The 20526-nt window shown below is 72.6% G+C and carries 16 protein-coding genes; 7 read left to right on the forward strand and 9 right to left on the reverse strand.

Translation table 11 applies throughout. The features are described 5' to 3' along the window. Positions 1-112 precede the first annotated feature (112 nt). Complete coding sequence (locus tag AB0A90_RS21650; RefSeq protein ID WP_357250664.1) at positions 113-487, forward strand: PH domain-containing protein; 375 nt, start codon at positions 113-115, stop codon at positions 485-487. 9 nt (positions 488-496) lie between these two features. On the opposite strand, the gene AB0A90_RS21655 is transcribed toward AB0A90_RS21650, so the two are convergent. After that, positions 497-1423, reverse strand: coding sequence for a 2-hydroxyacid dehydrogenase (locus AB0A90_RS21655; protein ID WP_357250667.1), 927 nt, complete (start codon positions 1421-1423; stop codon positions 497-499). Positions 1424-1609: 186 nt separating this feature from the next. Here AB0A90_RS21655 and AB0A90_RS21660 point away from each other — a divergent pair, with 186 nt between their 5' ends. The 3 genes from AB0A90_RS21660 to AB0A90_RS21670 all read left to right on the forward strand — a co-directional run bounded on the left by AB0A90_RS21660 (position 1610) and on the right by AB0A90_RS21670 (position 6356). After that, positions 1610-3427: a GAF domain-containing SpoIIE family protein phosphatase gene (locus tag AB0A90_RS21660; RefSeq protein WP_357250670.1), complete on the forward strand. Its 1818-nt coding sequence runs from the start codon at positions 1610-1612 to the stop codon at positions 3425-3427. A 72-nt stretch (positions 3428-3499) separates the two neighbouring features. Beyond that, positions 3500-4672 (forward strand): PQQ-dependent sugar dehydrogenase, encoded by a 1173-nt coding sequence (locus AB0A90_RS21665; protein ID WP_357250672.1) that lies wholly within the window; start codon positions 3500-3502, stop codon positions 4670-4672. 61 nt (positions 4673-4733) lie between these two features. After that, positions 4734-6356: a metallophosphoesterase gene (locus AB0A90_RS21670; protein WP_357250675.1), complete on the forward strand. Its 1623-nt coding sequence runs from the start codon at positions 4734-4736 to the stop codon at positions 6354-6356. On the opposite strand, the gene AB0A90_RS21675 is transcribed toward AB0A90_RS21670, so the two are convergent. From AB0A90_RS21675 to gatB, 3 genes are all read right to left on the reverse strand, one after another. Continuing rightward, entirely contained in the window at positions 6340-7326 is a 987-nt protein-coding gene (locus AB0A90_RS21675) for an aminoglycoside phosphotransferase (protein WP_357250678.1), read from the reverse strand. The two genes, AB0A90_RS21670 and AB0A90_RS21675, sit on opposite strands and share 17 nt — an antisense overlap. Positions 7327-7402: 76 nt before the next feature. Further along, positions 7403-9760: a pyruvate dehydrogenase gene (locus tag AB0A90_RS21680; protein ID WP_357250681.1), complete on the reverse strand. Its 2358-nt coding sequence runs from the start codon at positions 9758-9760 to the stop codon at positions 7403-7405. A gap of 124 nt (positions 9761-9884) precedes the next feature. Beyond that, positions 9885-11384 (reverse strand): Asp-tRNA(Asn)/Glu-tRNA(Gln) amidotransferase subunit GatB, encoded by a 1500-nt coding sequence (gene gatB / locus AB0A90_RS21685; protein ID WP_238670992.1) that lies wholly within the window; start codon positions 11382-11384, stop codon positions 9885-9887. A 140-nt stretch (positions 11385-11524) separates the two neighbouring features. Between gatB and AB0A90_RS21690 the strand changes: the two genes are divergently transcribed. Continuing rightward, positions 11525-11797 (forward strand): hypothetical protein, encoded by a 273-nt coding sequence (locus AB0A90_RS21690; protein WP_357250685.1) that lies wholly within the window; start codon positions 11525-11527, stop codon positions 11795-11797. Then, a complete protein-coding gene (locus AB0A90_RS21695; RefSeq protein ID WP_357250688.1) occupies positions 11794-12309 on the forward strand; it encodes a hypothetical protein in 516 nt (171 codons plus the stop codon). The genes AB0A90_RS21690 and AB0A90_RS21695 overlap by 4 nt, the downstream gene beginning before the upstream one ends. Positions 12310-12370: 61 nt before the next feature. Here the strand turns inward: AB0A90_RS21695 and gatA are convergent, their stop codons facing one another. From gatA to ligA, 4 genes are all read right to left on the reverse strand, one after another. Beyond that, entirely contained in the window at positions 12371-13846 is a 1476-nt protein-coding gene (gene gatA / locus AB0A90_RS21700) for an Asp-tRNA(Asn)/Glu-tRNA(Gln) amidotransferase subunit GatA (RefSeq protein WP_357250691.1), read from the reverse strand. Next, complete coding sequence (gene gatC, locus AB0A90_RS21705) at positions 13843-14148, reverse strand: Asp-tRNA(Asn)/Glu-tRNA(Gln) amidotransferase subunit GatC (RefSeq protein WP_007456314.1); 306 nt, start codon at positions 14146-14148, stop codon at positions 13843-13845. The genes gatA and gatC overlap by 4 nt, the downstream gene beginning before the upstream one ends. Positions 14149-14294: 146 nt before the next feature. Continuing rightward, positions 14295-16934 (reverse strand): bifunctional diguanylate cyclase/phosphodiesterase, encoded by a 2640-nt coding sequence (locus tag AB0A90_RS21710; protein WP_357250694.1) that lies wholly within the window; start codon positions 16932-16934, stop codon positions 14295-14297. Between the two features lie 157 nt (positions 16935-17091). Next, entirely contained in the window at positions 17092-19227 is a 2136-nt protein-coding gene (gene ligA / locus AB0A90_RS21715) for an NAD-dependent DNA ligase LigA (protein ID WP_357250697.1), read from the reverse strand. 450 nt (positions 19228-19677) lie between these two features. Between ligA and AB0A90_RS21720 the strand changes: the two genes are divergently transcribed. Continuing rightward, positions 19678-20220: a type II toxin-antitoxin system PemK/MazF family toxin gene (locus AB0A90_RS21720; protein WP_357250700.1), complete on the forward strand. Its 543-nt coding sequence runs from the start codon at positions 19678-19680 to the stop codon at positions 20218-20220. A 48-nt stretch (positions 20221-20268) separates the two neighbouring features. Here AB0A90_RS21720 and AB0A90_RS21725 read toward each other — a convergent pair. Next, positions 20269-20526 (reverse strand): hypothetical protein (locus tag AB0A90_RS21725; protein WP_357250703.1); only part of this gene is annotated, 258 nt, incomplete at its 5' end.

Raw genomic sequence — 20526 nt, forward strand, 5'->3', positions numbered from 1 at the left:
GTTACGTGCCGGTCACCCAGAGGAGGCAATGACCTGTGTCACTGTACGACGTACCACCCCCTCGGCACCGCCCGCCGCGAGCCGGACCGGTCCGGGGTGGGATCATCGGAGGGTGAGTAAGCCCGACACGGTCCGCTTCCGCTACAACCAAGCCATCCTGGTCGCCTCGGTCATCGCCTTCATCGGCGCCCTGCCCCTGGCGAACGCCCGGACCTACCTGCTGCCGGTGCTGCTCGTCCCGCTCGCCGTCGGGGTGTGGGCCTGGCGGGCCGGCACCGACGCCGACGCGCGGGAACTACGCATACGCGCGTTGGTCGGGCAACGCCGCGTCACCTGGGACCGGGTCGTCGAGCTGACCGCCGACCAGCGCGGGAGGGCCGTCGCCCGGCTCGACGACGGCCAGCAAATCACCCTGCCGGCCGTCCGTGGCGCGGACCTGCCCCGGCTGATCTCGGCCACCGGTCAGACGCTGCCCCACGCCAACTGAGGTGTCCGGTCAGTAGCCGTCCACGACCGCGTTGATCAGCGGCTGTCCGGCGGCGAACCGGCGAACCTGGTCACCGACCAGGCGGTAGGCCCGCGGCAGCAGGCCGCGCACCGAGCCCGCCACGTGCGGCGTGAGCAGCACGTTCGGCATCAGCCAGAGCGGAGAGTCGGCGGGTAGCGGCTCCGGGTCGGTGACGTCCAGCGCGGCCGAGATCCGGCCGGTGCCCAACTCGGCGACGAGCGCCTCGGTGTGTGCCACCGGCCCACGGGCGGCGTTGACCAGCAGCGCCCCGTCCGGCATCGCGGCCAGGAAGTCCTTGTCGATCAGGCCACGCGTCTGGTCGGTGAGCGGCACCAGCACCACCACCACGTCCGCCTCGGGCAGCAGCCGGGGCAACTCCTCGACCGCGTGCACCCCCTGTTCCGGGCGGGCCGTCCTGGCGACCAGGGTGAAGGTCACCTCGAAGGGGGCGAGCCGGTCGCGCACCGCGGTGCCGATCGAACCGGCGCCGACGATGAGCACCCGCTTGCCGGTCAGCTCGTCGGTCGGGGTGTTCCCCTGGTTCGCCCAGCGCCGGTCGGCCTGGGCCCGGACGAACGCCGGGAACGCCCGCAGTTGGGCGAGGATCGCGGTGACGACCCACTCGGCGGTGGACGGGTCGTGCACGCCCCGGGCATCACAGAGGGTGACACCCGGAGGTGTCCGGCCGGCCCAGGCGTCCGCCCCGGCGGAGAGCAACTGCACCACCGCCAGGTCGGGCAGCTCACGCAGCAGCGCCGTCGCGTCGGTGCCGGTCAGGAACGGTGGCACCCAGACGCGGACGTCCGCCACCTCCGAGGGCAACCGGTCGGCGTGCTCCAGAACCTCGACCGTCACATCCGGGGGCAGCTCACCCATCAGCTTCAGGCCGGCCTGGTTCGGAATCCATACCTTCACGTCAGCCGACGATAGTCCCCTCCGCCGCGGCCGGAGTGGGCGCGGGCACGAACCGGCGTCCCGGGGGATGGCGCGCCGGGCCGGGGCGGGCGAGACTCAGCACACCGATGTTCGACCCGGGCCTGGACGAGGTATAACGAAGGGTCGGAGGGCCGGTCGGCCTCCGCCCCAGCAGACAGGTGCTCGATGACCGACGGCTCCCCCGGCACCGCCCGGCGTCCAATCGCCTCACCTGCGGCGCTCGGCGACCCGGGGCGGCTGCGCGCGCTCGCCGACACCGGGCTCGACGCCGTCCCGGACGAGGCGTTCGACAGGTTCGCGCGGCTGGTCAGCGACCTGCTGGACGTGCCGGTCGCGCTGGTCTCCCTGGTCTCCGCCGACCGGCAGTTCTTCCCGGGCGCGGTCGGGTTGCCGGAGCCCTGGTCGGAGCACCGGCAGACCCCGCTGAGCCACTCGTTCTGCCAGCACGTCGTGGACATCGAGGTGCCGATGGTGCTGCCGGACGCCCGGCTCTACCCCCGCGTTCGGGACAACCTGGCCATCGACGACCTCGGCGTGGTCGCGTACGCCGGGATGCCGCTGACCGACCTCTCCGGCCGGGTGCTCGGCTCGCTCTGCGCCATCGACAACAAGCCCCGCGCCTGGACGGCCGCGCAGCTGCGGACCCTGGCCGACCTGGCTGCCGCCTGCTCGTCGGAGCTGCGGCTGCGCATCGCCCTGGACGGCGCGCAGGAGGCACGGCGGCGAGTCGTGCAGGCGCACGAGCGGCTGGAGTTGCTGGCCGGGGTGAGCGAGACACTGGCCGGCACCCTGGACGTGGGCACCGCGCTGCGCCGGCTCGCCGCCGCCATGGTGCCGCTGCTCGCCGACTGGTGCCTGCTCACCCTGATCGGCCCGACCGGCCTGCCGCGCGAGGTGGTCTCGGTGCACCGTGACCCGGCCCGAGCAGCGGACATCGACCGCTTCGGTGAGTTGCTGCGCACCGGGCTGAGCCCGGACTCGTCCATCCGGGCGGTGCTGCGGACCGGCCAGCCCCGGCTCGGCAGCATCGCGTCGCTGGCCGACGTGACGAGGGGCACCACCCACCCGGAGATGGCGCCGATCGCCGCCCGCCTGGGCATCGCGTCCTACCTGAGTGTGCCGGTGCCAGGTGTCGGCGGCACCGTGCTAGGCGCGATCACCCTGGTCAACGGCACCGGGCGGCAGCAGTTCGACGACCGCGACCTGCTCACCGCGGTCGAGATCGGGCGCCGGGCCGGCCAGGCCGTCGGCAACAGTTCGATGTACGGCGAGCAGCGACACGTCGCCGAGGTCCTGCAACACAGCATGCTGCCGCGGCTCCCGGTCGTGCCGGAGCTGGAGTTGGCGGCCCGCTACCAGCCGGCGGCCGACCGGGTGGAGGTGGGCGGCGACTGGTACGACGCGTTCGTCCAGCCCAACGGCGATCTGATCGCGGCGATCGGAGACGTGGCCGGGCACGACATCGAGGCGGCGGCGACCATGGGCCAGCTGCGCAACCTGGTGCGGGGCAACGCCTACGGCCGGCCGGACACGGTCGGGGCGCTGCTGAGCAACCTGGACGGCGCGATCCGCGGCCTGCGGCTGCCGATCGCCGCCACCGCGACGCTGGTCCGGATCTGTCCGCAGGATGCCGGCGGCCACGAGGTGACCTGGTCCAACGCCGGGCATCCGCCGGCCCTGGTGGTCCGTGTCGGTGGGACTGTCGAGATTCTCGTGGCGACACCGGAACCACTGCTCGGTCTGGCCCGGCCGTCGTCGCGGACCAGCCAGTCGACGAGCCTGACCACCGGCGACACCCTGCTGCTCTACACCGACGGGCTGATCGAGCGGCGGGACCGGTCCATCGACGAGGGACTGGCCGAGCTGGTGGTCCGCCTGAACGGCACCGACACGCTGCCCCTCGACAAGCTGTGCGACCTGCTGCTCGCCTCGATCCGCCACCGCGAGGACGACACCGCGCTGCTGGCCGTGCGGGCACGGTGAACGATGCAGCGTCCGGGTTGGCCGACACCCATCGGGCTCGACCGAGCCGTCCGGCGGGCTACCCTGGGCCGGGTGAGAGCCCGTCCCCCGTACCCTCGCGTTCGTAACCTCCGGCTGGCCCTCGCGGCGTCCTGCGCGGCGCTGCTGCTCAGCGCGGGTTGCAGCTTCGGCGAACCGGATCCCGACCCGGCCGGCGAGCCGCCCAACCTCCCGACCCCGTCCGTGTCGGCGAGCCCCGGCGGCGCCGGCCAGCAGGCGGTGGCGACGGTCCTCGCGAAGGGTCTGCGGGTGCCCTGGGCCATCGCCTTCCTGCCGGACGGGGCCGCGCTCGTCACCGAACGGGACAGCGGTCGGATCCTGCAGGTCGGCCCCGAGTCCGGGCCGGACGGGCTGCGGGTCCGCCCGGTGCAGACGATCACCGACGTGGCCGCGGCCGGCGAGGGCGGCCTGCTCGGCATCGCCGTCTCCCCCGACTACGCCAAGGACCGGACGGTCTTCGTCTACTACACGGCCGAGCGGGACAACCGGGTCGCCCGGCTGCAACTCGGTGGGCAGCCCACCCCGATCCTCACCGGCATCCCCAAGGCCAACGTGCACAACGGCGGCGGGTTGGGGTTCGGCCCGGACGGGCAGCTCTACGTCAGCACCGGTGACGCCGGTCAACGTCCCCTCTCGCAGGACGTGAAGAGCCTCGGCGGCAAGGTCCTCCGGATCACCCGGGAGGGCAAGCCCGCCCCGGGCAACCCGTACCCCGGTTCGCCGGTCTGGTCCCAGGGTCACCGCAACGTCCAGGGTTTCGCCTGGGACGCCGCCAAGCGGATGTTCGCCGTCGAGTTCGGCCAGAACACCTGGGACGAGATCAACCAGATCACCAAGGGCGGCAACTACGGCTGGCCGGAGGTCGAGGGGCGGGCCGGCGACAAGCGGTTCACCGACCCGATCACGCAGTGGGCGACCGAGGACGCGTCCTGCTCGGGTCTGGCCGCCACGGACCGGCTGCTGGTCACCGGCTGCCTGCGCGGCAAACGCCTCTGGGTGATGGAGCTGACCGACACCGGCACGCTGCTCGGCCAGCCCAGTGAGCTGCTCACCAACCGCTACGGCCGACTGCGCGCGGTGGCCGCCGCGCCGGACGGTTCGCTCTGGGTGAGCACCTCCAACCACGACGGGCGGGGCAACCCCGGGGGCGACGACGACCGGCTCCTGCGGGTGGTCTTCGCGGGCGGCGACGGCGGCCGGAGCTGACCTTCGTCACCATCCGTTCAGGTTTACCAAGATCTTCCGACGGGCAGGTCAGAATTTCAGCATGGACGGGCAGCGCGACGAGCAGCACGACGACGCCAGTGATCGGGACGTCCCGGTGACCGACGGCGATTCGCCACGTTCGACGCGCTCGCTGGTCGGCCCCGGCGGGCCGCTGCGCCGCATCGGGCTGATCGTCGCCGTCCTCGCCGTGGCCCTGTCCGGGGCGGTGCTCGGGGTGCTGGCCGGTGGTCAGGTCGACACCGACATCGGGCCGTTCCGGGCCAACCTCAGCATCTCCCCCGCCCGCGACGGTGGCACCACCGTCGACATTCCGCCGCTCGGCGCGTTGCTGCTCGACAGCCACGACGGGCCGACCCACCTCACCGTGCGGCTGGGCGCACTCGACCAGGGACGCACCGAGGCGCTGATCGACGACCCGGCCAGCATCAGCCGGGCCAGCCAGAGCGCCGTGGAGGACGTCCGCTCCGGTGTGATGCGGCTCGGCCTGCGCACCCTCGGCGCGTCGGTGCTGGTCACCCTGATCCTGGCCGGGCTGATCTTCCGCAACGTCCGACGGACCGCCTGGGCGGGTGGGCTCGCGCTGCTGGTCACCGCCGGGAGCCTCGGCACGGCGGCGGCCACCGTACGTCCCCAGGCGATCGAGGAGCCACGTTACGAGGGTTTGCTGGTCAACGCGCCAGCCATCGTCGGTGACGCCCGCCGGATCGCCAACGACTACACCAAGTACGCCGAGCAGTTGCAACGCCTGGTCGGCAACGTCAGCCAGCTCTACACCACCGTGTCGGCGCTTCCGCTGTTGGAGCCGACCCCGGGCACCACGCGGGTGCTGCACGTCTCCGACATGCACCTCAACCCGACCGGCTGGCAACTCATCCGGACGGTGGTGGAGCAGTTCGGCATCGACGTGGTGATCGACACCGGCGACATCACCGACTGGGGCAGCGAACCGGAGGCGTCCTTCGTCGGCTCGATCAGCCTGCTCAAGAAGCCGTACGTCTTCATCCGCGGCAACCACGACTCCGGCAAGACCGCCGCCGCCGTCGCCCGTCAGCCGAACGCGATCGTGTTGAACAACTCGACGACGACGGTCGCCGGCCTGACCATCGCCGGCATCGGCGACCCCCGCTTCACCCCGGACAAGAACACCTCACCCGCCGGCAGTGGCCTGACCCAGCAGGTCGCCGACCAGGTGATCGACGCGGGCGAGCAGCTCGCGACCACGGTGCGCCGTTCACCCCAGCCGGTGAACATCGCGCTGGTGCACGACCCGGCGTCGGCCGGGCCACTCGCCGGCACCTGCCCGCTGGTGCTGGCCGGGCACACCCACGCGCGGCAGGTGTCCCGGTTGCCCCAGGCGCCCGGCCAGCAGCCCACCGCGCTGATGGTCGAGGGCTCCACCGGCGGCGCGGGCCTGCGCGGCCTGGAGGGCGAGAAGCCCACCCCGCTGACGATGACGGTCCTCTACTTCGACCAGCAGAAGATGCTCCAGGCGTACGACGACATCACCGTGGGCGGCACCGGTCAGTCCCAGGTCAACCTGGAGCGGCACGTGGTGGCCGATCCGGCGCAGGGCGCCCCCGCGTCGGTCACCCCGACGCCGACCGGGGGCGCGCCGGAGTCACCCCAACCCCTGGAAAGCCCGACCCCTACCCCGACCGGCTGATCCGGAGTGCTTTGGTGATGTTCCACTCGGCCAGATCGAGCATCCACTGCCTGTTGGGGAAGTCGGTGTCGGCGATGCGAAGGGGGCCGTCGATCAGGGACAACACCTGCGCATACCGGTAGAGGTCAAGTCTGTGGGGATCGAGGTCTACTGGGCGCAGGGCCGGATAGGCGTCGCCGAAGCGCATCTGGAGCCAGGCGTGTTCCCACTCGACGTCGAAGTAGGCGAGCCCTTCAATGTCGATCATGGCGGGTTCGCCGGTGGGTGTGACAAGCACGTGATCTGGTCCGAGTTCGCCGTGGACCAAGCCGTATGCGTGGCGGGCGGTAACCGCGCCGTGCAGGTGCCGCACATGATCAGCGATCTGGTCGTGCGCGGCGGAGAGCCGGGTGTCGCGAGCCGCCGCTGCGGCGAGGTGGCCGAGGGCCCGGTCGGCGATGATGTCCTCGGTACGTCGAGTCTGGGGCGCCTCGCCGCGCGCGACAGCGGCGAGCTTGCCGTATTGCGGGCTCAGCGTGGTGTGCATGCGGCGCAAGGCTTCACCCAGGGTGGACAGCGGGGTGGCGGCAGCGGCCGGGTCACCTTCGAGCAAGGCTTCAAGCGTCCTCGTGCCGACGTCCTCCACCAGCGCGATGTCGGCGTCCAGATAACCGCCGTCGCGGTCGAGCATCAGAAGCCGGGGGGTCCGCACGCCTGCGGCGGCGAGTGCCGCGTGGTTGACGGCGAACAGTTCCGCGCCCGACGCGTCAGTGAACGGGTCGTCCGGAACAGTGGGTGACGGCGGCCAGTAGTTCTCGCCGGCCGCCCACAGGTAGAGGATCACCGTGGTCTGGTCATCCAACTGAAGCCGGTAGACACCTTTCTTGCTGCCGCCGGTCAGTCGGTCCAGGGCGGCGAGCTTGCGGTCAGCGCCGAACTGGTGCGCCACCAGGTCGCGTACATCGTCCGGCTGGAGGAACGCCCGGGTCATGGTCGCCTTTCCGTTGGCGGGCTGTACTTTGGCTGCCCACCAGGTCGGTGTGCCCACCAACCCAGCCCCGGCCGGGTCAGCGTAGGGCGATGGCGGCCAAGGCGGCGTTGACGATGCTGCCGGGCAGCAGGTCGTGCAGGTCGTACAGCTCGGCGACGGTGCCGGACTGGCCGAACTCGTCCACGCCGAGCGGCACCGCCGGAGCGCCGACCGCCGACCCGAGCCAGGCCATCGCGTGCGACGCGGCGTCGTGCACGGTGACCACCGGCACCCGATCGGCGAACGCGGACCGCAGCGCGCCCGGCACGCTGGGCACGGTGGCCGTCCGTACGCCCTGGCGCAGGGTGCGCTGCCAGGCCCGGTAGAGCCGGTCGAGGCTCGTCACGTCCACCACGTGCGCGGCGATGCCCTCGTCGGCCAACTCCGCCGCGGCGGCCAGCACCTCGGGCAGCACCGCGCCGGAGGCGGCCAGCTGCACCACCGGGGCGTCGACCAGGTGCGGGTACGCCTGGTGGGCGTCGACCAGCCGGTACGCCCCGGCGACGACCTGCCGGCGCAGGACCGCGTCACCGAGGCGCGCCCGGGCCGCCTCGAACGGCGCCTGGTCCAGCGGGCGGGTGCTCAACCGGAAGTAGTACGCGCCGTCCTCGGCAGGCGCGGCGGTCGCGGCCGGGGTCGACCCGCCGGCGATCTGCCCGAGCGCGTCGCAGAGCAGCCAGTCCAGGGTGGTGGCGTACGCCGGCTCGACGAAGGTCACCCCGGGCAGCTCCAGGCCGACCGACGCGGTGATGGTGGACTGGTGGGCGCCACCCTCCGGGGCGAGGGTGATGCCGGACGGAGTGCCGGCCACCACGAACCGGGAGCCGGAGTAGGTGCCGTACAGGAACGCGTCGAGGCCGCGCAGCACGAACGGGTCGTAGACCGTGCCCACCGGCAGCAGCGGCTGCCCGGACAGGTCCCAGGACAACCCGAGCTGGCCGAGCAGCAGGAACAGGTTCATCTCCGAGATGCCCAGCTCGATGTGCTGCCCAGCGGGGCTCTCCGTCCAGCGCAGCATCCGGTCCTCGGTCCAGGAGCGCTGCTCGGTGGGGGCGAACACCCCGGTCTTGTTGATGAACCCGGCGAGGTTGGTGGAGGTGGCCACGTCCGGGGCGGTGGTGACCAGGTAGCGGCCCACCTCCCGGTCCCGCGCCAGGTCCACCAGCACCCGACCGAAGACCTCCTGGGTGGAGATCGGCTTGTTGGCGCGTACTCCCGTGCTCTCCGGGACGGTGACCCCCAGCGCGCGCTCGCGCGGCGCGCGGGACAGCGCCTCCCGGCGGGCGCCGGCCCGGATGCCGGCGGGTGACGCCGGGTCGAGACGGTCCCACTCGGTCTCGGCGGTCAACCCCTGCGCGGCGCGCAACGTGTCGACCTGCTCCGGGCTGAGCAGCGCGGAATGGTTGCGCGGGTTGCCGGCGATGGGCAACCCCCAACCCTTCACGGTGTACGCGAAGACGACGCTGGGCCGGTCGGTGACCGCGTCGCACTGGGCGTACGCGTCGAGCATCGCCTGAAGGTCGTGCCCGCCCAGGTCGGTGACCAGCGGACCGAGCTCCTCGTCGTCGACGTGGGCGATCAGCTCGTCGATGCCGGCCGGCGCGCCGTCCAGGAACTGCTTGCGCAGCAGCGGGCCGGTCAACCCGAACAGCGACTGGTACTGCTCGTTGGGCATCGCGTCGATCCAGTCGCGCAGCGCCTCGCCACCCGGCCGGGCGTACGCCTCGGCGAGCCGGCGGCCGTACTTGACCTCCACGACGTGCCAGCCGGCCGCCTCGAACTGGCCCCGCCACTGGTTGATCCGGATGCCCGGCACCACCCGGTCCAGCGACTGCCGGTTGAAGTCGACGAGCCACATGACGTTGCCCAGCCCGGTGGTCGCCGGGTCGGCCACCGCCTCCCAGATGTTGCCCTCGTCCAGCTCGGCGTCACCGATCAGCGCCACGAACCGGGAGTGCGGGCGGGCACCGAAGTGCGCGTCGACGTACCGCCGGGTGGCCGCGGCGAAGAGCGGCGCGGCGGCGCCCAGGCCGACGGAGCCGGTGGAGAAGTCCACCTCGTCCGGGTCCTTGGTGCGCGACGGGTACGACTGGAGGCCGCCACGGGCGCGCAGCCGGGGCAGGTAGGAGCGGTCGAGGTTGCCGAGCAGGTACTGGATGGCGTGGAACACCGGGGAGGCGTGCGGCTTCACGGCGACCCGGTCCTCGGCGTCCAGGTGCGCGAACCACAGCGCGGTCATCGCCGTGACCAGCGAGGCGCTGGACGCCTGGTGGCCGCCGACCTTCACCCCGTCGCCGGTGGCCCGGTCGTGGTTGGCGGCGTCCACGATCCGGATCGCGAGCCAGAGCACCCGCCGCTGGATCTCGTCGAGGACATCGAGGTCGTGCTGGGTCACGGTGGCTCCATCCGGGCGTCGCCGTTGACGCCCTCGCGAGGGGTGTGCGGGGTGGCCGCATAGTCGACAGGGTTGCGGAAGGCCGCCGCCGGGTCACGGCGACGGCCTGCTCCGGGTGGGTCTCTCAGCCCTGGACGCCGAGGCGCTCCAGGATCAGCTCACGCAGGGTCTTGGCGTCGGCCTGACCCCGGGTGGTCTTCATGACCGCGCCGACCAGCGCGCCGACCGCCGCGACCTTGCCACTGCGGATCTTGTCGGCGATGCCGGGGTTCGCGGCGATGGCCTCGTCCACGGCGGCGGTGAGCGCGCCGGTGTCCGACACGACCTCCAGGCCCCTGCTGGTCATGATCTCGGTGGGCGAGCCCTCACCGTCGACCACGCCCTCCAGCACCGTGCGGGCCATCTTGTCGTTGAGCTTGCCGGCGTCGACAAGCCCCTGCAGCTCGGCGACCTGGGCGGGGGTCGCGCCGATCTCGGCCAGCTCCACGCCGCTCTCGTTGGCCCGGCGGGACAGCTCACCCAGCCACCACTTGCGCGCCGCGGCCGGGGTGGTGCCCGCCGCCACGGTGGCCTCGATCAGCTCGACCGCGCCGGCGTTCAGCACCGACTGCATGTCCAGGTCCGACAGGCCCCACTGCTCCTGGAGCCGACGCCGGTGCACCCGGGGCAGCTCCGGCAGGGCGGCCTTCAGCTCGGCGACCCAGGCCGGGTCCGGAGCGATCGGCACCAGATCCGGCTCGGGGAAGTACCGGTAGTCGGTGGCCGTCTCCTTCGAGCGCCCCGGGGTGGTGTCACCGGTGTCCTCGTGGAAGTGGCGCGTCTCCTGGGTGATCCGGCCGCCCGCGTCGAGCACCGACGCCTGGCGCAGCATCTCCGAGCGGACCGCCCGTTCCACCGACCGCAGCGAGTTGACGTTCTTCGTCTCGGTACGGGTGCCCCACTCCGCGCCCGGCAGGTTGAGCGAGGTGTTCACGTCGCAACGCAGCGAACCCTCCTCCATCCGCACGTCCGAGACGCCGAGGGTACGGATCACGTCGCGCAGCTCGGCGACGTACGCCTTGGCCACGTCGGGGGCGAGCGCACCGGTGCCGGTGATCGGCTTGGTGACGATCTCGACCAGCGGGATGCCGGCCCGGTTGTAGTCGACGAGCGACTCCGTCGCGCCGTGGATGCGGCCGGTGGCGCCGCCGACGTGCAGCGTCTTGCCGGTGTCCTCCTCCAGGTGCACCCGCTCGATCTCGATCCGCACCGTCTCGCCGCCCACCTCGACGTCCAGGTAACCGTCGACGCAGATCGGCTCGTCGTACTGGCTGATCTGGAAGTTCTTCGGCATGTCCGGGTAGAAGTAGTTCTTCCGGGCGAAGCGGCACCACTCGGCGATCGAGCAGTTCAGCGCCAGGCCGATCCGGATGATCGCCTCGATGGCCGCCTTGTTGGCCACCGGCAGCGAACCGGGCAGGCCCAGGCACACCGGGCAGACCCGGGTGTTCGGCTCGCCACCGAAGTCGGTCGGGCAACCGCAGAACATCTTGGTGTTCGTGCCCAGCTCGACGTGGGTCTCCAGGCCGATCACCGGTTCGAAGCGCGCGACGACCTCGTCGTACGCGGGCAGTGTCGTGGTCATGAGACGCTCCAGGCGCGATCCGGACAGAACCGGTCCAGCCTAGTGGGGTTGTCGGGCCGCCCGTCGCCCGGGTTTCCCGAGACACCTGGCAATGGCCGTGACGGGGTGTGTCCGCGCCGACACGTGGGTATCTGTCGACCATGACGAATACGGGGAATGATCGATCTATTCGCCGGGCCGGGCCGGGGCGGCGCCACGACAACAGGCGGGTCCTGCTGGTGGTGCTGGCCGCATGGGCGGTGGGGGCGGTGGTCGCCCTGATCGGCTGGACTGTCGCCGGCGGCGAGCGGCAGCCGGACGACCTCCGGCTCCTGGTGGTGCTGCTCATCATCCCGGGCCTGATCGGGCTGGCCGTCGCCTGGGGGACGGGCAGGTTGACGGCCTGGCGCCAGCGTGACCGGACCGGGTCGTGACCTCGCCGCCTCCCCCGCGGCGACAGCCGATCGGCCGCCGCGCCGTGCTGGTCGCCGCGGGTCTGGCGGTGGGGCTCCCGGCGGTGGCGGTGGCGGTGATCGCCCTCGACGGGCGGGACACCTCGCCGGGCGGCCTACTCAAGATTTTCCTGATCGCGCTCGTCTTCGGGGTGCTCGGCGCGGCAGTGGCCCTCCTGGCCAGCCACCGGCTACCCGCACCCCGAACCACCAGCCCGGCGGCCCGCCAGGCCCTGCGCGCCGGGCACACCGACGACCCGCGCGTCGACGCCCTCGCCCGTCAGGAGGCCGAACGCCGCCGGGGCAGACGCTGGGTGCTGTGGGTCCTCGGCGTCGCCGTGCTGGCCGAGGCGCTGCTGGTCGTCGGCGCGTCCCGCCCCTCCACCCGGGTGATCGCGGTGGTGCTCGGCGTCTTCTGGGCGGCCCAGGGCTGGCTGCGCTGGCGTGACCTGCGGGAGGCCGACCGCTACCTCGCCAACCACCGCACCACCTGAGCGCCCCCGGACAGACCACCGGCCCCGACGGACGGATCCGTCGGGGCCGGTCGCGGCGGCGCTACAGCGTCGGCGGGGTGAACGTGCCGACCGCGGACTCCAACGCGGCGGCGACCCGGTACATCCGGTCGTCGGCCATCGTCGGGGCCATCACCTGCAGGCCGACCGGCAGCCCCTCGGAGAGCCCGCACGGCACCGAGATGCCCGGCCCGCCGTACAGGTTGGTCGGGATCGTGTACAGGTCGGCGAGGTACATCTGGTACGGGTCGGCGGTGCGCGCGCCGATCGGGAACGCCACCGACGGGGTGGTCGGCGAGATCAACGCGTCGACCCGCTCGAACGCGGCGGTGAAGTCCCGGGTGATCAGCGTCCGGACCTTCTGCGCCTGCCCGTAGTACGCGTCGTAGTAACCCGACGACAGCGCGTACGTGCCGATCATGATGCGGCGCTTGACCTCCGGGCCGAAGCCGGTCTCGCGGGTCAGCGACATGACCTCCTCCAGCGACCGGTTGCCGTCGTCGCCGACCCGCAGGCCGAACCGGACGCCGTCGAACCGGGCCAGGTTGGAGGAGCACTCACTCGGGGCGATCAGGTAGTACGCCGGGAGCGCGTACGCGAACGTCGGGCAGGAGATCTCCACGACCTCGGCGCCCATCTTGGTCAGCGCGTCCACCGACTCACGGAACGCGGCCATCACACCCGGCTCGGCACCCTCGCCGACGAACTCGCTCACGATGCCGAGCCGTACGCCGGTCAGGTCACCTGTCGCGCCGAGCTTCGCCGCCGCCACCACGTCCGGCACCGGCTGCGGGATCGAGGTGGAGTCCCGCGGGTCGTGCCCACCGATCACCTGGTGCAGCAGGGCCGCGTCGAGCACCGTACGGGCACACGGGCCGGGGGTGTCCAGCGACGAGGAGAAGGCGACCAGCCCGTACCGGGAGGTGCCGCCGTAGGTGGGCTTCGCACCCACGGTGCCGGTGACCGCGCCGGGCTGGCGGATCGAGCCGCCGGTGTCCGAGCCGATCGCCAACGGCGCCTCGTACGCGGCCAGCGCGGCGGCGCTGCCGCCACCCGAGCCACCCGGGATCCGGGTCAGGTCCCACGGGTTGTGCGTCGGCCCGTACGCCGAGTATTCGGTGGAGGAGCCCATCGCGAACTCGTCCATGTTGGTCTTGCCGAGCATCACCGTGCCGGCGTCCCGCAGGCGCTGCACGATCGTCGCGTCGTACGGCGGACGCCAACCCTCCAGGATCTTCGATCCCACGGTGGTCGGCACACCCCGCGTGGCGAGCACGTCCTTCACCGCGACCGGCACACCCGCGAGGGGACCCAACTCCTCACCGGCGGCCCGGCGCTCGTCCACCGCGCGAGCCGCGGCGAGCGCGCCGTCGCTGTCGACGTGCAGGAAGGCGTGCACCCGGTCGTCGACCGCGGCGATCCGGTCCAGGTGCGCCTGGGTCACCTCGACGGCGGAGGTCTCGCCGCCGGCGACCAGGCTCGCGATCTCCGTCGCGGTCATTCGCGTCAGATCGGTCATGAAGCCACATCCTCGGTCAGGATCCGCGGCACGCGGAACCGCTGGTCCTCGGCGTCGGGCGCGCCCGACAGCGCCTCCTGCGGGGTCAGGCACGGCGTGACGACGTCCTCGCGGAAGATGTTGGTCAACGGCACCGAGTGCGAGGTCGGCGGAATGTCCGCGGCGGCGACCTCGCCGACCTGGGCGACCGCCTGGAGGATCACGTCGAGCTGGCCGGCGAACGTGTCCAGCTCCTCCTCGGTGACGGCGAGCCGCGACAGGCGCGCCAGGTGCGCGACCTCCTCGCGGGAGATGGCGGCCATCCGTGCCCCCTTCTGATGTCCTGCTGGTCGGGCGGTGTGCCGGCCGCACGACGACGGAAGCGTGACGCGCGGTGACCGGAGCGAGTCTATTGTTCCGCTCCGGTGCCGCGTCCCCGGACTCCCCCTCCGACGGCCCCCGTGCCGGGTCAGCGGGTGGGGCGGCGCGTGACGTCGGCCTGCGGGTGCCCGCCCGTGGGGCGCACCGGCCGATACCGGGCCAGCCAGGTGACCAGCTCCGCGGCGGGCATGGGTCGGGCGTAGAACCAGCCCTGCGCCGCGTCGCAACCGGCGGCGTGCAGCATCCGCCAGGTCCGCTCGTCCTCGACGCCCTCGGCCACCACCCGCAACCCCAGCGCGCCGGCCAACTCGATCATCGACCGGACGATCGCCGCGTCGTCGGCGTCGTCGGCCATGCCGAGGACGAACGACCGGTCCACCTTCACCTCGGACAGCGGCAGCCGACGCAGGTGCTGCAATGACGAGTAGCCGGTGCCGAAGTCGTCGAGCGCGATGCCCACCCCGATCCGGTGCAACTGGGAGATGGTCGCCAGCACCCGGCGCGGGTCGGCCATCAACGCACCCTCGGTGATCTCCACCTGAAGCCGCTCGGCGGGCACCCCGTAGCGGGCCAGCCGGTCGGCGATCTGGTCGGCGATCTCGCCGGTGTGCAGGTCGCGCACGCTGACGTTCAGCGCCGCGCGCAGGCCGATACCGGCCGCCGACCACGTGGCGAGTTGCTCCACCACGTCGTCGACCACCCGCCGGGTGAGCAGCCGCATCACGGCGCTCTGCTCGGCGACCCGGATGAGCTCCTCCGGGTCGACCATGCCCCGCCGTGGGTGTCGCCACCGCAGCAGGGCCTCGACACCGACCACCTCGCCGGTCGCGATGGCGATCTGCGGCTGGTAGTACATCGTGATCTCCCCGGCGTCGTCGGCCGGTCCGTCGTCCGCGTGCGCCCACCCCGTCGGTTCGAGTGGTCGCCCCGGTGCGTCCGGTCCGACGTCCCGCCGTGGCCCGAGCCCGCCGGCGCCCAGCGCGGCGACCGCGCTCCCGTTCGGCGACCGCCTGCCGTGGCCGAGCCCGGCGCGCCGCTCCCGACCTCGACCCGGCCGGTTGCCGCCGACCGCGCCGCGGGTGTTGCGGCCCCGGATCGGGTCGGCACCTGTCGCGATCTGGTTGATCAGCTCGTCGGCGTGCACCAGGTCGGCGTCGTCGCGCCGCCGGCGTCCCCACCACCGGCCACCGGACGGGGGTGCCGTCGCGGTCGCCGGCGCCGGGTCCGTGTGCGGCGCGGCCTCGGCCGGCGTCCCGGTGGGCAGCGCCGCCCCATCGCCGCCGCGCACCTCGGCCGTCACATCGAGGGGTACGCCGACCACCTCACCCGGCACGCCGTTCCGGCCGCGCCCGGCCTGGTCCGGCGCCCCTCCGAGGCGACTGTGGCCGGCCGGATCGGCGTCGAACGGCCCGTCGACCGGCGGCCCGGACTCCAGTACGCGGCGCAGGTCGGCGAGGAGGCCGAGACGCTCGGCGGAGTTGTGGTCGGACTCGGGGGCGTAGACGGCCACCGTGTCGTTGCGGTGCTTGGCGTCGTACATCGCCACGTCGGCGTGGCGCATCAGAGTGGCGAAGTCCTCGCCATGCTCGGGGAAGAGGGCGATCCCGATCGACCCGCCCACGTCCAACGGAAGCCCGTCGAGTGGCACGGGCTCGGCCAGCGCCTCGACCACCTCGTCGGCCAACTCCCGCGCCTGACCGACGTCGGTCAGCCCGGTCATCACGATGGCGAACTCGTCGCCGCCGAGCCGGGCGATCATCTGGGGTCGAGGCCGCACGTCGGTGAGCCGCGCGCTCACCTCGACCAGCAGTCGGTCGCCCACGGCATGCCCGAGGGCGTCGTTCACGTTCTTGAAGCGGTCCAGGTCGATCAACAGCAGTGCCAACTGACCGTCGGGTTCGCCGCGGGCCGTCCGCTCGGCATGCACGTGCACCTGCTCGGCCACCTCGGTCAACAGCGCCTTGCGGTTGGGCAGACCGGTGAGCGGGTCAGCGGCGGCGAGGTGCTGCTGTTCGACGGTCAGCCGCGCCATCCGGTAGACGGCGAACAGCGGCACCAGCACCAGCGGGATCAGCGCCGCGCTGACCCGCGCCGCCGCGACGAGTACCGGGGCGAGCAGCAGCAGGGAGCCGGTGGAGAGCAACTCGAAGCCGAGCCCCTGCCGCAGGGTGGGCCACCACCGGTCTCCGAAGCGCAGCCGTACCGCCCCGCTGACCAGCCCGTAGTTGACGACGAACCAGGCCAGCGTCGCCCCGCCGACGGCTGCCACGTCGGTCCAGTGCAACCGCCCGCCGGAGAAGATGGCGCCCGGCCCGAGCAGGATCACGCCGTACGCGGCGGCGAGGGCGCACGCGTACTGCCCGACGTTGAACGCCGTCCGCCACGCCGCGTGCCGCATCCGCCAGCCCGACACGACCACCCCCACCGCCTGCACCAGCACCGCCGGACCGAGGCCCCAGCCGAGCAGGATCGCGAAGGTGAAGCAGGTGGAGGGGAACACCGCCGAGGTCTGCCGGCGCCCCGGCGGGACGAACGGGCGGGCGTCGCAGACCACGGCGAGCGCGGCCATCGTCCAGAACGCCACCGGCAGCCGGGACACCTCGTCGGGAAGGGTCGCGAGTGGAACGGCGGCGGTCACCGCGGCCACCACCAGGATGCCGACGACGAAGGTGGCGAACGGCGCCACCCGTCCCGGGGGCAGCGAGTTGCGTGGGTCGGCGACCTCCACGACACCTCCCGACCGACGGTCGGCGTGCGGGTGCGCACGCCGTGACCCAATGAAACGCCCTCGGCCCCCGGTTTCCCGGTATGACAGTCACGAATCGGTCGTAGTCGTAATTAAGTTGGTATACGCGACCAGTCGCCGCGCATCGCCGCCCGCGCGGTCAGCCGCCCGGTTGAGCGACCTCCCGTGCGGCGTCCGGGCCGGCGTCCAGCAGGAGCTGGAACCCGGCCTCGTCGAGCACCGGCACCTTCAGGCTGGCCGCCTTGTCGGCCTTGGACCCCGGGTTGTCCCCCACCACGACGAAGCTCGTCTTCTTGGAGACCGACCCGCTGACCTTGCCGCCCCGGCTCTGGATGGCCTCGGCGGCCTGATCCCGGGAGAAACCGGCGAGCGTGCCGGTCACCACGACGGTCAACCCCTCCAGCGGGCGCGGCCCCTCGTCACCCGCCTCCTCCACCATCCGTACGCCGGCCTCGGCCCACTTGCGGACGACCTCGCGATGCCAGTCCACCGCGAACCACTCGCGGAGGCTCGCCGCGATCGTCGGCCCGACCCCGTCGACCGAGGACAGCTCCTCCTCGGTGGCCGCGTCGATGGCGTCCATCGAGCGGAAGTGCCGGGCGAGCGCCTGGGCGGCGGTCGGGCCGACGTGCCGGATGGAGAGCGCCACCAGCACCCGCCACAGGTCCCGTTCCCGGGCGACGGCCAGATTGTCCAGCAACTTGCTGGCGTTGCTGCCCAGGCTGCCGTCCTTGTTGACGAAGAACGGGGATCGGGACAGCTGCTCGGCATCGAGCTGGAAGAGGTCGCCCTCGTCCGCGATGACCTCCGCGTCCAGCAGGGCCGCCGCGCCCTTGTAGCCGAGCGCCTCGATGTCGAAGGCACCGCGACCGGCAAGGTGGAACACCCGCTCGCGCAACTGGGCCGGGCAGCTGCGGGTGTTGGGGCAACGGATGTCGACGTCGCCCTCCTTCGACGGCGCGAGCGGGGTGCCGCAGGCCGGGCAGGTGGTCGGCATGACGAACGGGCGGGCGTCGGCGGGACGCAGGTCGACCACCGGGCCGAGGACCTCGGGAATCACGTCGCCGGCCTTGCGCAGCACCACCGTGTCACCGATGAGCACGCCCTTGCGCTCGACCTCACGGGCGTTGTGCAGGGTCGCGAGCGCGACGGTCGAGCCGGCGACCCGCACCGGCTCCAGCACGGCGAACGGGGTGACCCGGCCGGTGCGCCCCACGTTGACGTCGATGTCGAGCAGCTTGGTGGTGACCTCCTCCGGCGGGTACTTGAAGGCGATCGCCCACCGGGGCGCGCGGCTGGTCGAGCCCAGCCGGCCCTGGATGGAGACCGGGTCGACCTTGACCACCACCCCGTCGATCTCGTGCTCGACGTCGTGCCGGTGCTCGGCGTAGTAGGCGATGTATTCGGCGACGCCGGCCAGGTCGGGGACGACCCGCCAACGGTCGCTTGTCGGCAACCCCCACGACTTGAGCGCCGCGTACGACTCGGACTGCGCGGTGGGCTGGAACCCGCGACGCGCGCCGATGCCGTGCACCACCAGGCGCAGCGGCCGGGAGGCGGTGACCCGCGGATCCTTCTGCCGAAGGCTGCCCGCTGCGGCGTTACGGGGGTTGGCGAAGGGCGCCCGGCCCTGCTCCACCAGCCCGGCGTTGAGATCGGCGAACGCGGCGACCGGGAAGTAGATCTCGCCCCGAACCTCCACCAGCTCGGGAATGTCCGGGAATTCGGCGGACGGGGTGAGCTGACCGGGCACGTCCTGGATGCTGCGCACGTTGGCGGTGACGTCCTCACCGGTGCGGCCGTCGCCCCGGGTGGCGGCCCGGACCAGCCTGCCCTTCTCGTAGGTCAGGTTGATGGCCAGCCCGTCGACCTTCAGCTCGCACAGGTAGGGCGCCGGGCCGCCCGCGTCGCGCTCGACCCGCTCGGCCCAGGCCGCCAACTCCTCGTCGGCGAAGGCGTTGTCGAGCGACATCATCCGTTCGGCGTGGGTGACCGGGGTGAAGTCGGTGGAGAACGTGCCGCCGACGCGTTGGGTCGGCGAGTCGGGTGTCCGCAGGGCGGGGAACTCCGCCTCCAACGCCTCCAGCTCACGCAGCTGCTTGTCGAACTCGGCGTCGGGAATGGTCGGCGAGTCCAGCACGTAGTAGCGGTACTGATGCTCGGTCAGCTCCTGACTGAGCGTGGCATGCCGCTCCCGGGCCTGCGGCGTCGGCTCGGCCCCGGCGGCCGCCTCCTGCGCCGGGCTGACCTGCTGACCGATCTGCTCCTCGGACACACCGCCACCTTCGGACACGCCTGCGACCTCCCTGATCACGCTACTCCGGCACGGTATCGGGCCGGTGAGACAATCCGTTGCCCGCCCGCACTCGCAGCGACGTTCCTCTCCGCCGCGTTCCGTGGTCACTCGATGCTCGGTAGTCGTCGACGCCCGATCCGGCTGCTCACCCTCAAGTGATCAAGGGGGTGTCCCCAGGGTGCCGCGGGGCGTCGGGGCAGCCGCGGTGTGGTTGGCGGGCGGCACGGGCGACGGCGTGCGAGGATCGCCGGACGGTGCGGCCCGCGAGCCGCCACGAGGCGGGGGTACGCCCGCCGTCAGGCACGAGGCGGCGACACATCCGCCGTCACGCACGAGGCGGAGGCACATCCGCCGGTACGCACGAGGCGGGGTACCCGCCGGTGGGCAGAGCGGCGGGGATTCGTCCGTCGGTGGGCAGGAGGTTGTGCGATGCGCGAGGCACTGCTCTGGGCGGTGGCGATCCTGCTGGCCGTGGGTGCGGGTTGGGCCTGGAACAGCTGGCGGCACCGGGTTTCCACCCGACCGTCGGGCGCCCGACCGGATCGCCGTGCCACGGCCGGCACCGGCGGTCGTCGGCCCACCCCACCTCGACCGCGCGGCACCGACCGGCCGGGCGCAAAGCCCCGCTCACGCGACACCGAGCGGCGGGATGCCCCGGCGCCGGGCGAGATCTGGTGGGCCGACGTGCCGTACGCCGACGGCACTGGCTCGAAGGTCCGCCCCTGTCTGGTGCTGCGCGCCGACTCCCGGGGCGCCGACGTCCTCAAGATCACCAGCCAGGACAAGAGCGACCGCGACGACCACGTGCGAATCCCCACCCGGGACTGGGACCCCGGCGCGGAGCACGACAGCTACCTCAGCCTGACCGAGCCGGTCCGACTCAGCTCGGCCGCCTTCGCCGACCACGCCGGGCGCTGCGACGCCGACCTGTGGAAGAAGGTCCGCAACCTGCGCCACCTGCCCACTCCCTGACCACCGCACCGCCGCACCGCCGCGTCACCGCGTCACCGCGTCACCGCGTCACCGCGTCACCGCGTCGCGGCGTCGCGGCCCGACCAAAGACGGCGTGATCGACTCGGTTTCCTGCACACCGCGGCATCCGACACCACGGGACACCCCGACTTCCAGAAACCCGAGTGGATCACGCCCGCGGACCAGCGCCGGGCGGACCAGCGCCGGGCAGACCAGCGCCGGGCAGACCAGCGCCGGGCAGACCAGCGCCGGGCAGACCAGCGCCGGGCAGACCAGCGCCGGGCAGACCAGCGCCGGGCAGACCAG

The organism is Micromonospora sp. NPDC049204 (genome assembly GCF_040647935.1).
Taxonomy (GTDB): Bacteria; Actinomycetota; Actinomycetes; order Mycobacteriales; family Micromonosporaceae; genus Micromonospora.

Excerpts from the sequence above, each read along its gene's own strand:
- AB0A90_RS21690 (WP_357250685.1), top strand. The coding sequence starts at position 11,525 with ATGACGAATACGGGGAATGATCGATCTATTCGCCGGGCCGGGCCGGGG.
- AB0A90_RS21670 (WP_357250675.1), top strand. The coding sequence starts at position 4,734 with ATGGACGGGCAGCGCGACGAGCAGCACGACGACGCCAGTGATCGGGAC.
- gatA (WP_357250691.1), bottom strand. The coding sequence starts at position 13,846 with ATGACCGATCTGACGCGAATGACCGCGACGGAGATCGCGAGCCTGGTC.
- AB0A90_RS21675 (WP_357250678.1), bottom strand. The coding sequence starts at position 7,326 with ATGACCCGGGCGTTCCTCCAGCCGGACGATGTACGCGACCTGGTGGCG.
- gatB (WP_238670992.1), bottom strand. The coding sequence starts at position 11,384 with ATGACCACGACACTGCCCGCGTACGACGAGGTCGTCGCGCGCTTCGAA.
- AB0A90_RS21660 (WP_357250670.1), top strand. The coding sequence starts at position 1,610 with ATGACCGACGGCTCCCCCGGCACCGCCCGGCGTCCAATCGCCTCACCT.
- gatC (WP_007456314.1), bottom strand. The coding sequence starts at position 14,148 with ATGGCCGCCATCTCCCGCGAGGAGGTCGCGCACCTGGCGCGCCTGTCG.
- AB0A90_RS21720 (WP_357250700.1), top strand. The coding sequence starts at position 19,678 with ATGCGCGAGGCACTGCTCTGGGCGGTGGCGATCCTGCTGGCCGTGGGT.